Source organism: Parvularcula sp. IMCC14364 (assembly GCF_030758415.1).
Taxonomy (GTDB): domain Bacteria; phylum Pseudomonadota; class Alphaproteobacteria; order Caulobacterales; family Parvularculaceae; genus Aquisalinus.
In genome coordinates this window covers 932,739-946,127 of the sequence record NZ_CP132334.1, presented here as the reverse complement: position 1 = coordinate 946,127, position 13,389 = coordinate 932,739, and the positions used below count along the sequence as shown (strand labels likewise).

Genomic DNA, 13,389 nt, shown 5'->3' with positions numbered 1-13,389 from the left:
TTACCAAACCCGTGATTGCGATTCGTATTGCCTATTGTGCTTGTTCAATGACCACAGATGCAACCAGATTCTCTGCCCCCATGCCTGAAATAGCCCCTCTGACAGGTGTGGCATCTCGGGAATCAAGGCCGCAGCCAAGCCTTATATATCTTTCTGTGGGGCAAATGTTGTTCGACGGGTCAAAGCCGACCCAGCCAATGCCTTCCACATGGGCCTCCGCCCAGGCATGAGTCTGATGCAACTCCCCGCCGTCCCCGTCTGGCAGGAGATAGCCCGCCACATAGCGGGCGGGGTGACCACGCGAACGTGCAGCGGCACAGAAAACATGTGCATGATCCTGACAAACCCCGCGCCCCAGATTAAGTGCTTGTGCGGCTGTCGTGTCAGCATCTGTGCTGCCGGAGACATAGTCCACATCCCGCCGCACAATTCGGGAAAGCTCATGCAACTCGTCCAGAGGGTCTGTCTTTGCCGCTTCCGTACCAAGATCGATAATCGCCTGCCCCGCTTGTGTCAGCGGTGTGTCCCGGAGGAAAACACCAAGAGGTGCCGTGCCCGGCAATCCGCTGACCACACCTGATGTATCTTTCGTGTTGACGACACCGCGCGCCACAATGTTCAACGCTGACAGCGGTTCATGACTCATGAAAAGGGCTTCATCGTCCCCAAATCCGGACCGTAAAAGAGGCACTGTCAACTCATCATTGACCAGAACTTCCCATTCTTCCACGGCCTGCCCGTCACTCACAGACGGGAAAAGCCGCAGCCGCAAACCAATCCGGTCCACAGCCGGCTCATAGGAATACGTCGTTACATGACTTACAGTCAGTCGCATCTTGTTATCCTGTAAAGTTGTAGGATGCCGCAATCTCGCGAGACAGACGCGCATTTGCAGACATCAACCCGGTCAGAAATTCATGCAGCCCGGACTGGAAAATCTCGCCAGTCTCCTGCTCACACAGTTTGGCAAGCACCCTCTCAGCCGTGTCCTGACAGTCTCTTTTATGGCCGTAACGCTCACCCAGTAAATTCAGATGATGCGAAATTTGTCGCATACAGAATTTTATGGAGCGTGGAAATGACTCATTCAAAATCAGAAAATCAGCAATGCGCCACGGCGCATAATCATTTTCATAAGCGTGATAAAACGCCCGCATGGCAGAAACAGCACTCAGAAGTGATGTCCACTGATGATAGTCTCGCCCGCCACCAACAACGTCACTTTCCGGCAAGAGGATGTAATATTTGACATCCAGCAAACGAAGTGTGTTGTCGATACGCTCAATGAACCAGCCAATTCTGAGAAAGTCATAGCGGTCATTGCGCAGCATGGAGCTTTCTGCCGCGCCGCGAAAAGTGGCTGTGCGCATCATCACAGATTCAATGATATTCTCGAGATTGTCAGAGGCCTTTGCAGGCGTCACGCCATCAAGGTCACGCCAGCCGGTATTCAGCGTCTCCCACATTTGTTGCGTCATGGCGGTTCGCACGGCCTTGGCATTATTGCGCGCCAGCACCAGGGAGGAGCGGATGGAAGAATGGTTTTGCTGGTCAAGCAGCAATGTATTGACCGCATTTTCTTCCGATACAATTTCATCAGCAGCCAGATAATTCATGGTGCCGCTGGCCCGCAGAACAGACCGCCACTCGTTGCGGCCGGAAGACCCCGGCAGCATGGTCATGCGCCTGCCCATTTCCAGCAGTCGGGCATTGGCTTCAGCACGCTCAATATTGCGGGCCAGCCAGAAGATGTTTTCTGCAGCTCGGCTCAACATATTATTTCTCCGCCAATACCCAGGTGTCTTTAACGCCGCCACCCTGGCTGGAGTTCACCACAAGAGACCCCTCTTTCAGGGCAACGCGCGTCAGGCCGCCCTGCGACAGTCGTACTTCCTTGCCCACAAGACAGAAGGGACGGAAATCCACATGGCGCGCGCCAAGATTTCCCCCTGCAACGGTTGGGGCAGTAGACAGATCAAGTGTTGGCTGTGCGATAAAATCCTCCGGGTCCGCCACAATACGCTTGGCATATTCCTGCTGTTCCGCCTTGGTGGATTTCGGGCCAATCAACATGCCGTAACCGCCAGACCCATGCACTTCCTTGACAACAAGCTCGTCCAGATGATCGAGCACATAAGCGAGATCATCCGGCAGGGCGCAGCGCCATGTGGGCACATTCTTCAAGATTGGGCGTTCACCAAGATAAAACTGGATCATATCCGGCACAAAGCAGTAAATGGCCTTGTCATCAGCAATACCGGCGCCGGGGGCAGAACAGATTGTCACACCGCCAGAGCGATACACGTCGAATATACCGGGAATACCAAGCATACTGTCAGGCCGGAAAGAAAGTGGATCAAGATAATCGTCATCAATACGACGATATATGACATCAATCCGCTGCGGCCCAAGCGTTGTCCGCATCCAGACGAAGCCATCATCGACAAACAGATCTCCCGGCTCAACCAGTTCAATGCCCATCAGGTCCGCCAGGAAAGAATGTTCGTAATAGGCGCTGTTAAGTGGTCCCGGTGTCAACAGCACAATGCAGGGATCATCTTCGCATTTGTGCGGCGCAACTTCGCGCAGCGTATTCTTGAGATCATTCGGATAAGAATTAACGGGCTCAACTTCCTGTTGATGAAATAAGCCAGGAAACATCCGCATCATGATTTCGCGATTCTCCAGCATATAGCTGACGCCGGACGGCGTTCTGCAGTTATCCTCCAGTACGCTGAAGCCATCTTCATCTGTACGCACAATGTCGATGCCGACGATGTGGCTGTAAACCTTGCCCGGAGGATTGACGCCAATCATGCTGGGCAGGTAGGCACTGTTCTGATATACCAGATGATCCGGAACAATGCCTGCACGTATTATTTCGCCACGGTGGTAAATATCATAAAGAAATGCGTTCAGCGCCCGTGCGCGCTGCTTTACGCCCCTGTCGATAACGCGCCACTCATCCGAAGAAAACACCCGCGGTATCATATCAAACGGGATCAGCCTCTCTGGGTCTGAATCCTCGCCATATACAGCAAAAGTAATGCCGATTTTCCGAAAAAGCGCCTCGGCCTCAGCACTGCGCTGCTGCAGTAAATCAATGCCGGTCTGTTCGATCCAGTCCGCAATTCCAGCATAGGGTGTGCGGACGTTTTTATCTGTGCCCATTTCATTGAACATAGGGTTCGGGGCTATCTCCTGTTTTTTTTCAGTGCAGCACGAACACACACACGATTGCAAGGTTTTTCTTTGAAAGTGCCTTTTTGCACACTATACGGAGTAATTTTTTCGCCTTACAGCGAACCACCACGCCCAGAATATCATCAGCAATTGATAATTCATCCGCACAACGATAAACTCCACCAGATTATCGTGCCCCGGCACAGGCACATCCGCCAGCCATGTGTAAATATTGGCCGGAAAGAAGGCCAACAGGCTGGCAATACAAAACCATCCTGCAATCACCCGGCATTTCGGTACAAGCAAGGCTATACCGAGGGCTATTTCAATAACGCCGGTGAGATAAACAAGTTCCACACGATAAGGCACCCATGTCGGCAACATCTGCACCACGATATCTGTGGCGGTGAAGTGCAGGATGCCAAAAGCAACGAAACACAGGCTCAAACCGAGAATGCCGCCAAAATGCGCACAGCCTGGTTTTCGCATCACAACAGCAATCAACAGCGCGATACCAAAAGGCACAACCAGTATCAAATAAGCGAACAGCATAATCCCCTCCCCGGCTGACTATAAATCAGCTGGCGCGCGCTGCAAGCTGCGCCCGGCCCTCATGCTGCCGCCTTAGATTGCGACAACAGGCCAGCACTGATATGCCCGGCGCAACAGGACTGCAAAGGATACAGACATGCTTGACCGAATTTTGAAAAAACTGGCCGGCACAGACAGCACCGAAGAGGCGCAGGAAAAAACTGACCCCGGCCAGCTCGCCTATACCGCCCTTCTGGTCGAGGCCGCCCGGATTGATGAAAGCTATACGGAAACAGAAGCCGGGCTGATTGATCAACTGATCATGCGCGAGTTCAGCCTTGACGCCGAGGCTGCAGGCGCCTTGCGGCGCGAAGCGGAGAAGGCTCAGGCAGAGGCAACAGACATATATCGTTTCTCCTCGGTCGTAAAAAACGGGTTCTCGCCTGAAGAAAAAATAGAGCTGCTGGAGGGCATGTGGGAGATCATCCTCTCTGACAATCAGACAGATAAATACGAAGAGATGATCATGCGCCGCCTGATCGGCCTCATCTATGTGTCCGATCAGGACAGTGCACGGGCAAGACAACGGGTCGAAGCACGCATTAGTGAGCAGTCCTGACCTTGCCATGGCAGCGCACACGCGGCATAACCCCGCGTCCAACGGCTAGGGAGACTTTCGGCGATGACATATGTTGTCACTGACGCCTGCATCATGTGCAAATATACAGACTGCGTTGAAGTCTGTCCGGTAGACTGTTTTTACGAAGGTGAGAATTTTCTCGCCATCAAACCTGATGAATGCATTGATTGTGGTGTCTGCGAGCCGGAATGCCCGGTTGAAGCAATTAAACCCGATACCGAAGACCCGGACGGCAAATGGACGCAGTTCAATGCCGACTATGCGGAGAAATGGCCGAACATCACCCGGCAGAAAGAACCGCTGCCCGAGGCAGACAAATATGCCGAAGTGAAGGACAAGCTGGATACATTGTTCAGCCCCAACCCCGGTGAGGGTGACTAACACCCTGTAGTTGTTGCGAAATTCGACTGGAAAAGTCCGCAATTTTATGCTATGATACGCTCATCAACAGGGCACAGCGATTGTGTTGCGCCTTTTTATGTGAGTGAAGAACCGTGATTTTTGGCGCAGCAGCAATGACAAAGGTCTGCAAAAACAACATTTGAAACCCGGTTCCCCGACAACTTCATAACACTCACCTTTATATGGCCCCTGACCGGGTCACACTTGAGTATTGGCAACCGGCTGCCTCACACGCAGCCGCCACATCCGATGAAGGAAGAATGACCATGGCAACTGCCGCAAAGAAAAAAACGACCAAGGCAGCCAGCACAGCGAAGGCTGCGACAAGCAAGACGGCCTCCAGAAAAACGGCAACCAAGAAAGCTGCCCCCAAAGCTGCGGCGAAAAAAACCACGACAACCAAAAAAGCGGCTGCTGCCAAAAAACCAGCCGCCAAGGCAGCCAGCAGCAAACCTGCTGCAAAGAAAACGGCAAGCAAACCAGCCGCGAAGAAAACCGCTGCCAAAGCTGCTTCAGCAAAAGCAAGCCCTAAAAAGGCTGCACCGAAAAAAAATACTGCGAAGAAGGCTTCCGAAGCCAAGCCAAAATCTGTTAAGAGCGATGCTCAGCCTAAAAACAAACAGGCAAAGACCAAAACAGCATCGAAATCACAGAACAAGGATACCGGTAAAACCGTGAGTACAGCAAACGCGCTACAAACTAAAAAACAAGACTCCAAAAAAACAGACTCCCCGAAAATTGCGTCAGCGCGTCGCCCCGTGCGGCGCCAGCCATTCAGGAAAAAGGGTCTGGAGAACGTCACTTTTGATGTCAAAGAACAGGTTGTTTATCCAGCCCACGGCGTCGGCACCGTAATAGCGAAGGAAAAGCAGTCTATTGCGGATATGGAAATCGACCTGTACGTTATAGACTTCGAACATGAGAAAATGAAGCTCCGCGTGCCAACTAATCGTGCATACGAACAAGGCATGCGCCCTCTCTCCTCCAATGATGAAGTTGACCATGCCATCAGCTTGTTACAGGGCAAGGCACGCGTTAAACGCACCATGTGGAGCCGCCGGGCACAGGAATATGAAGCGAAGATAAATTCAGGCGATCTGCGCTCCGTCGCTGAAGTGGTGCGTGACCTCTATCGCTCCAGCGAGCAACCTGAGCAGAGTTATTCAGAGCGTCAGCTTTATGAACAGGCTGTGGACCGCATGGCCCGCGAAGTCGCTGCTGTGCGCAAGTCAGACCAGATGGCCGCTGTGGCTGAAATGGAAGCCTCACTGCACAAGAAAAAAATTGCTGCCTGAACAGCAGTTTCAGGTTGATATATCAGGGGAAGCTGCGGCTTCCCCTTTTTTATCCTGCGACCTGTACACGGACCGATGAAGTGGCCCGTCGCCCTGCCCTGTCCACCACTGTCACGTCATAAAAGCCAGCCTGCGCAGGTCGCCAGATGGTGCGCCCGCCAAGCGGATCATGAGCAACCGGCTTGCCATCCACATACCAGGCATACGCCCCGGCACCGCCACGCGCCGCCAGCACAAAGCCGCGCGCGGCCTGATTGTCGGAATAGAAAACCGTCACACCATCTTCCGGGAACACGATCTCTGGTGGCAACTCGCGCTTGCGCGGCGATAGTCTCGTCAGTCCGCCGCCAATGTCAAAAGCCCCGTCTTCAAAAGCACCCTCTTCAACAGCACCGGCATATATGTCTGGTCGCACTAACGCAGGCAGATGATCAAAAATCTCGAACATCAGCGGCAAGGACGCCTGCCGGCCTGTCACGCCCGGGCGCGGCGTCCCATTGGGATGCCCTGCCCAGACGATCACTGTATAGTCATCCGTATATCCCGCAGCCCAGGCATCACGATAGCCATACGAAGTACCTGTCTTGAAGGCGATTTCAGGCGCTTGTCGCGCCAGGGCCGCAGGGGCGCGGCCTGCAGGTGCGGGTGCCTCGCGCATAATGCGGGTCAGGCGCTGTGCGCTGGCCTCCGTTATCAATGGATAGGTCAACGCTTCAGATGAAGCATCTTCATCAGCATACCAGATCAGCGGGCTGATCTGCCCCCCATTGGCGAGCCCGGCATAGAGCATCCCCAGATCGCGCATCGAAAGGCCGATCCCCCCCAGGGCAATCGCGAGACTGCGCCTTTGGTCGCCACCGCCCGGCAGGCGTGCATCAACGCCTGCCGCTTCCAGCGAGGCAGCAAATCGCTGCGGGCCGATCCGGTCGAGGGCCAGCACAGCAGGCACATTCAGCGAATGCTGCAAGGCTTCAGCCAGTGTTACATCACCATGAAACATCCGCGTGAAATTTTCAGGTCGATAGCCATCAAACGAATAGGGTGCATCATCAATCAGTGTTTCACCGGCGGCAAAACCATCTTCAAAAGCAAGCCCATAGATGAAAGGCTTCAGCGTTGAACCTGGCGAGCGCTCTGCTGTCGTGATGTCAATCCAGCCGCCATCGCGGGAAATATCAGCCGAGCCCAGCATCGCGCGTACTTTGCGGGTGCGGCTCTCAATCACCAGCACGGCCATATTAGCCTCATCATCCTGACGCTGAAGGTGAGCCACGATCAACCGTTCGATTGTGCGCTGCAGATCAGCATCCAGCGTCAACTGGACCTCGCCGCCTTCAGGCGCACGCTTCTGGCTGGCATAGCTGCCATGCCAGGCAAGCCGGCTGAATGACTGCCGCTTTGCCGGGATAGTCGCCTCAAGAGCTTCTCTATACTGAGTGTCGGACAGATGTGCCGTTTCCCTCAGTTTTGCCAGAATGGTACTTCTGGATGCCGCAGCATTCGCAGGCTTGCGGTCAGGGCGGCGCGCTTCCGGCGCCTGTGGCAAGGCGATCAGTAATGCCTGCTGCGCATCTGTCAGCTGTGTCGGTTCCTTGCCAAAATAGGCGAGGCTGGCGGCTCTGATCCCTTGCAGGTTCCCGCCATAAGGAGCCAGCGTCAGATAGAGTTCCAGGATTTCCTCTTTCGAGAGGCGCAATTCAATCTGCAGCGCCCGCACCATTTCGATCAGCTTCGAGGGTATGGTGCGTGGTCTCGGCTCCATGAGACGCGCTGTCTGCATCGTAATTGTGGAAGCACCAGAGACAATTTGCCCCTGCCGTGCAAAGCTGTTCATGGCACGGACCACCGCCAGAAGATCAACACCTGGATGCGACCAGAAGCGCTGATCCTCTATCTGCACAAGGCGCTCAATGAACCTGGGGTCGATCGCGTCAATGTCGGCATCAAATCGCCAGCGACGCTCGCCATCCTGATCGATCACCGTGAAGCCATGAAGCCAGCGCTGGTCCTTGTCCGTCACCACAACACTGGTGCGCACAGCCTTCAGTGGCGGCGGAAACAGCCTGTCCAACGCAACCAGCGACACCACAAGGATCGCCAGCACGGCCCCCACCTTTTGCCAGCGTGACATGGCGCCCCACACCTGCGTGCCTCTTATATCAGTCAGCCGCAGCAATGTTGACCTGCTGAACGCTTGTGCGCCCGAAAACGCCAGGGCGATACATGTCTTCAATCACCGATCCGGGCAGTACATAGGTACCCGGTGTCACGGCACGGACGATATAGGCCAGTTTGAAACGGCCGGAAGAAGCTGAGCCCTCGTAACGGCGCAGGTCTATCGCCGCCACAAAACGATCATCCCGCGCTTCTGCAACCTTGGCCCGGCTGACACCGTCAAGCCAGCCATAGATGCCATTGCGCGCGCCATCCGTTTCGGAAATGACCGATTCAATCTCGAAACCGGGCGGCAGCATGTCCACGACAATTGCCGGGTGCAATCTGAAATCCTGCGGTCGCCCGGAGACGCTGATGACAAGGCGGTCGTTCTGGGAAATGGCTGCAAGATCAACTGGCTGACCATCAAGCGTGCGTATCTGCTTCGTCAGTGTAAACCCGCTTGCTTGCGCAGCTGGCGCAGCAGCAGGCGTGCCGTGAACAGCAACAGACCGGAACAATGGTCCATCACTCTCATTCGTAATGCGCACGCCGTCCTGCAGCATTGCCCGGCTCAGGGCAACGCGCGGCGTCTTGCCGCCGTCAGCAATCTCTGCCCCGTCAACCGCAATCGTAACATCGCCAGACTGATCCAGCAATGACGCAGCCGCCAGCAACAGAAACGCCTGTTCCTGAGTGTTGTAATACTCACTGCCAAGATATTCATCGAGCGTTTCTGTCAGACGGCTGACCAGCGGTTGATTGTCGATCTCCGCAGCCAGCGGAATCATTGCTGCAGCATCTCTCAAAGGAGACTGGTAATAGTTCTCGGCATTGTTATAGCCGATCACCTCTTCCGCCAGCTTGAAGGCGTTGGCCGCACGCGCCCTGTCCCCCAACAGTGCCAGCGCCGTGCCCGCATGTGCGCGCGCCAGCGGGTTCGGCACTTCCGTGATAAAGGAGTCATGGAAGTATCTGAGGTCAGACAGGTCTGCCCGGCCTGCGCGCGCCAGTACATAAAACGCATAAGCTGCCGAGCGCCGGCGCAGGAATTCCTGGTTATCCGCATAGATCGTACCACGCTCAATGCGGGTGATATAGCTGACCGACATCCAGCGATCCGTCTTGGTCAGTTGCTGGAGTGCAGAATAGGCACTTTCCAGCGCTGTATCCGGCACGAAATACCCTTCCTGCTGCGCGCGGTAGAGGAAGTCCGTCACATAAACGCCGATCCAGCCTGTAGAATAGCCATCCCCTGCACGCCATAATCCAAATGCACCGTCTGGACTTTGCCGCGCCAGAATCTTGTTGATTGCTTCCTGCACGCGTGGACGCAAGGCCCGATCCGGCCCATCGCCTGTCATTGCCCCTAACCTGTCAGCATAGAGCAGCGGGAAGGCAGATGAAGTCAACTGCTCCGTACACCCGTAAGGATATCGTCGCAACTGGCCAAGCAGGCTTTGCGGGTCAATACCGCGCAAGGGCGAGTAAGAAACGGTGACATCAATATCCCCGGCGAGATACCCATCCAGCAGGCTCTCGTCGGCAAGATAGGCCGCGCCGGGCTGTTGTACTTCTGTTTCAACCTGGGTCACGGGGAAATATGGTGCCCGCACCTGAATAGGATAAGAGCGCGCCACAGCAAAATCATCCGGTCCGCTCACCGAAAGGTCCACAGCACCAATACCGATTTCCCCGGCTTGCAGCGGGAATATTGCATCCTGCCGTTGCCCGGTCGCGAGATTGAAATTCTCCGCTTCAGCAATGGAGACCGGCCCATCACCATCAATATTGACCATGTACACGCCGGATCGGCCCTCGACATTGTCGATAAGCAGGGTCGTGCTGGCGGCATCATTTGGTCCAAGGAAGCGTGGCAAGGCCAGTTCAGCAGGCACCGGATCACGCACCGTCAGGGCACGATCAGCAGAGCCGATCTTGTCTTCACTCCAGGCCACCGCCATCAGGCGCAATTCGCCATTGAAGTCCGGCACCTCAATCGGCACCTGTGCAACGCCGTCGCCATTCACACTGACTGGCCCCCGGAACAGGGCAACCGTCTTGGTGGGAACAACAGTCAGCCCCTCACCGCCCAGCTGGTCGCCCCCAAAGCGCGTTGCAGCGCCAAGATTGGCATCGAGCAACCGGCCATAATCATCATATACCTGAACGCCCAGTGCCTTCTTGCCGAAATACCAGCCAGCAGGGTCAGGGCTGTCAAACTTGGTCAGACGCAGAATGCCTTCATCCACGGCGGCCACTGTCATCATGATGGTCTCGTCAATGTCGGCGCCATCTATTCTCACGGGCAGGTCAAGAGACTGGCGTGGACGGATCATCTCCTCTGTCTCGAACGCCAGTTCAAGTTTGCTGCCCGCCATATCGAACGGCACATAACCGACCCCCATGGCCCGGCGCGGCACGGGCTGGTCCACCACATCGCGCGGGGTGATAATCGTCGCCATGACATAAAAACCTGTGCCCCAGTTAGGGTCCGTTTCAATCATGATTTCCTGCGGCCGTTCACTGACCTCCATCCGCATGACCTGATGAACCCGGTCAGTCGCAATCGCGATCACAGCTTCGCCAGCATAAGGCGCGGCGAGAGTCACTCTGGTGCGTGCGCCGGGTCTGACAGGGTCATCGGGTATGGTCAGGCTGGCCTGATCCGGCGTCTGCGCGCCGGAAGCATAGGTGTTCCAGCCGGCATAGAAACGCACACTGCTATAGGCATCGCTTACGGGATCCCGCACTTCCAGCCTGTAAGAACCATAATCCAGTTGACGGGAAATGTTGGCAAGGCGTCCGGCACGCACATCAATCGTCTCTGTGCTGATCAGAATATCCCGGTAGTCACGGCGCCAGCGCCATTCACCATTTTGCCGGTACCACTCGAAACGGTAATCTTCCTCTATAATCCGCCACTCAAGCCCTTCCTGATCGACGGGCGCGCCGTCCTGGCCGAGCAGAACCAGGTCAAATTCAACCGGCTCATTCCTGCCGGGGCGGCTGTTGCCTGAGCGCCGGATACCAATATATCTTTCATCCACACGCACGGGCAGACGTGTGCTTTCGCGCACAAACCGGCCGCCGGGTTCCGCAACGCCGACCACAAGTTCAGCGCGCAACGGCTTGCCCCCTGACGCAATACCCGGGTCAACCGCCAGCGTCAGGGCTGCCTGCCCGTCACCATCCGTCATGGTTTCACCCAGATTGAGGCGTTGGTCTGAAAAAGTGTCCCGCGTGTCCCCGAAACTGAATCCCTCATAGTCAGGGAACGGATTAGGATCGACGCGCAGGCGCGCCTCTCCCTCGACATTCAGGCCGGAACCGGGCGCGCCATAAAGGAAGCGGACATCCACATCAATCGCGCGGCGCTCGCCTTCCAGCACCGGTGTGTCATCTTCAAGGCCCAGCTCCACAGCGATCCGCTGGGGCACAAAATCTTCCACCGAAAACGTCGCGGCGTGGGTTTCCTCGCTGCCATCAACTTTCAATATGGCCGTCCACATGCCGCGCGGCGAGGCTGAGGGCACATTGAAGCTTTGGCTGAAACCACCGATCTCCAGGCTGTCAATACGAATTTCCTCTGCAATCGTATAATTCGGACGACGCAGTTCCAGGGTTACCGGACGGTCCGCCACTGCGTCGCCAGCATGGTCCCGCAGCAACCCGCTGATATGCGCCACCTCGCCGGGCCGATAGATGCCCCGATCAAAATAGAGATAGGCGTCCACCGGGCCACCAGCATAGCGCCCGCCAATATCACGATCTGTCAGGTCCAGGGGGGAGCGCGAGAGGTCAAGCACGGAGAAATCATTCTCGGGTCCATATGCCACAATCATTTTCGGGCTCAGCGGGCCTGTGCCACGGGTGACCGGGCCAGGGAAATGCACATAGCCGTTTCCATCCGTCTCAAGCTCCGCCAGAACGTCATTGTTCTGCGCAATCAGCCGCACATTTGCCGCACCGACCGGTGCAGCACTCTTCAGGGACCTGAGCACAACATCAATGCCATCAGCGCCGCGATAGGTGGTCAGGGCCATGTCTGTGAACAGGATCCAGCGCCAGGCACGGGCCGGGCGCCGACTGTCCGTGCGCCCAGTCGAGTCATCTTCAACCGAGACGAAATAGGCCCCCGGCTGCAACGCGCCGTCGGCCTGTCGCCGTGCTTCGCCCAGAGCCGCCCCAAGCGGAAATACCGTCGTGACCTCCTGATTGGGCAGGTCTGCTACCTCAAGCTGGCCTTCCCAGAGCTTGACCCCAACATCCTGACCATCTTCCTGATCCCAGGGATACCCATACCGGTCCTCTGCGATGGTATCGCCTTCCATGATGCTCTTATAGGCAAGGGCGCGCTCCCCGACCCGGTGGATACTGACCTTCAGCCTGTCCACATTCACGGTTTCCAGGCCCAGACCATCAGCCTCAAGCCGCGGCAGGATCACGCCATTGCCGGAAAACCCCACATAGGCCGGCTTGTCACCAAAAGAGACGGTGACTGTTTCACTGCGCCCGATCTCCTCGCCTGCTGCATCAGGCAATCCCGCGCGCAATGTCACGTCATAGTCGCGGTTAAAATCCAGTCCGGCGAGGCAGACCGTTTCACCGGCAACGCTCGCCACCACCTGTGCTGAAGGGGCCAGTTCCACAAAATCAGCGTAATTCACGTCATCCGCCAGCGCCTGCGTGAAAGTGAAGCAGGCCTTTGGCGTTTCATCCGTGGTGTCCAGGGTCAGTCTGGCAAAGGCAAATTCATCCGGCAGAGGCGGCGCGCCACGTGCAGCATCCGCTTCGCGCACCGTTTCATATTCTCGCAAGGGAATGTTGGCACGCTGTTGCGCCGTCAGTTCTTCAACGTCCCCGACGGGCGGCTGGAAAGTATTGGCTTCAATATCACGAAAGCCAACCCGGCCAATGAACAGCCCCGCCGCAAAGGCGACAGCAATCGCGATAACACTGGTAACCAGACTTTTTCCGAACATGGGACCCTATCCTTCCACAGATGCCAGCACAAAACCGGCCCGATACGCGTGAGTGCTCTCACACGTCCCTCCTCCCCGGTAACCTGAAACAGGCACGCGGTGCATGGCACATTTATGGCGCGCTTCAGGCCATTTTGATATGGTTAATTGCCCGAAAAAAGGCAGCTATCCTTTCGTGGCCAACGATGGAGACGCTCAA

Annotated in this window: 9 protein-coding genes; 3 read left to right on the top strand and 6 right to left on the bottom strand. The window is 56.0% G+C overall.

Annotation, left to right across the window (positions count from 1 at the left end; translation table 11 throughout):
- Positions 1–31: 31 nt before the first annotated feature.
- The 4 genes from RAL90_RS04585 to RAL90_RS04570 all read right to left on the bottom strand — a co-directional run bounded on the left by RAL90_RS04585 (position 32) and on the right by RAL90_RS04570 (position 3,735).
- The gene (locus RAL90_RS04585) at positions 32–835 is read right to left on the bottom strand and encodes a transglutaminase family protein (protein ID WP_306253344.1); all 804 of its coding nucleotides are present in this window, start codon (positions 833–835) and stop codon (positions 32–34) included.
- A 4-nt stretch (positions 836–839) separates the two neighbouring features.
- Positions 840–1,775 carry an alpha-E domain-containing protein gene (locus tag RAL90_RS04580; protein ID WP_306253343.1) on the bottom strand — a complete coding sequence of 312 codons (936 nt, stop codon included), beginning with the start codon at positions 1,773–1,775 and terminating at the stop codon, positions 840–842.
- Position 1,776: 1 nt separating this feature from the next.
- Positions 1,777–3,183, bottom strand: coding sequence for a circularly permuted type 2 ATP-grasp protein (locus RAL90_RS04575; protein WP_372340404.1), 1,407 nt, complete (start codon positions 3,181–3,183; stop codon positions 1,777–1,779).
- A 90-nt stretch (positions 3,184–3,273) separates the two neighbouring features.
- On the bottom strand, positions 3,274–3,735 hold the full coding sequence (locus RAL90_RS04570) for a hypothetical protein (RefSeq protein WP_306253341.1): 462 nt from the start codon (positions 3,733–3,735) through the stop codon (positions 3,274–3,276).
- Between the two features lie 136 nt (positions 3,736–3,871).
- Between RAL90_RS04570 and RAL90_RS04565 the strand changes: the two genes are divergently transcribed.
- The 3 genes from RAL90_RS04565 (at position 3,872) to RAL90_RS04555 (ending at position 6,051) form a co-directional block, all read left to right on the top strand.
- Positions 3,872–4,333, top strand: a complete 462-nt coding sequence (locus RAL90_RS04565; RefSeq protein WP_306253340.1) for a TerB family tellurite resistance protein — start codon at positions 3,872–3,874, stop codon at positions 4,331–4,333.
- A 63-nt stretch (positions 4,334–4,396) separates the two neighbouring features.
- Positions 4,397–4,735, top strand: coding sequence for a ferredoxin FdxA (gene fdxA, locus RAL90_RS04560; RefSeq protein WP_306253339.1), 339 nt, complete (start codon positions 4,397–4,399; stop codon positions 4,733–4,735).
- Between the two features lie 287 nt (positions 4,736–5,022).
- Positions 5,023–6,051 (top strand): CarD family transcriptional regulator, encoded by a 1,029-nt coding sequence (locus RAL90_RS04555; RefSeq protein ID WP_306253338.1) that lies wholly within the window; start codon positions 5,023–5,025, stop codon positions 6,049–6,051.
- Positions 6,052–6,100: 49 nt separating this feature from the next.
- Here RAL90_RS04555 and pbpC read toward each other — a convergent pair whose 3' ends face one another.
- Entirely contained in the window at positions 6,101–8,182 is a 2,082-nt protein-coding gene (pbpC, locus tag RAL90_RS04550; RefSeq protein WP_306253337.1) for a penicillin-binding protein 1C, read from the bottom strand.
- Positions 8,183–8,210: 28 nt separating this feature from the next.
- A complete protein-coding gene (locus RAL90_RS04545) occupies positions 8,211–13,190 on the bottom strand; it encodes an alpha-2-macroglobulin (RefSeq protein WP_306253336.1) in 4,980 nt (1,659 codons plus the stop codon).
- Positions 13,191–13,389: the final 199 nt, after the last annotated feature.

Coding starts and splice junctions, on each gene's coding strand:
- RAL90_RS04580 (WP_306253343.1), bottom strand. CDS start 1,775: ATGTTGAGCCGAGCTGCAGAAAACATCTTCTGGCTGGCCCGCAATATT.
- pbpC (WP_306253337.1), bottom strand. CDS start 8,182: ATGTCACGCTGGCAAAAGGTGGGGGCCGTGCTGGCGATCCTTGTGGTG.
- RAL90_RS04565 (WP_306253340.1), top strand. CDS start 3,872: ATGCTTGACCGAATTTTGAAAAAACTGGCCGGCACAGACAGCACCGAA.
- fdxA (WP_306253339.1), top strand. CDS start 4,397: ATGACATATGTTGTCACTGACGCCTGCATCATGTGCAAATATACAGAC.
- RAL90_RS04555 (WP_306253338.1), top strand. CDS start 5,023: ATGGCAACTGCCGCAAAGAAAAAAACGACCAAGGCAGCCAGCACAGCG.
- RAL90_RS04570 (WP_306253341.1), bottom strand. CDS start 3,735: ATGCTGTTCGCTTATTTGATACTGGTTGTGCCTTTTGGTATCGCGCTG.
- RAL90_RS04575 (WP_372340404.1), bottom strand. CDS start 3,183: ATGTTCAATGAAATGGGCACAGATAAAAACGTCCGCACACCCTATGCT.
- RAL90_RS04545 (WP_306253336.1), bottom strand. CDS start 13,190: ATGTTCGGAAAAAGTCTGGTTACCAGTGTTATCGCGATTGCTGTCGCC.
- RAL90_RS04585 (WP_306253344.1), bottom strand. CDS start 835: ATGCGACTGACTGTAAGTCATGTAACGACGTATTCCTATGAGCCGGCT.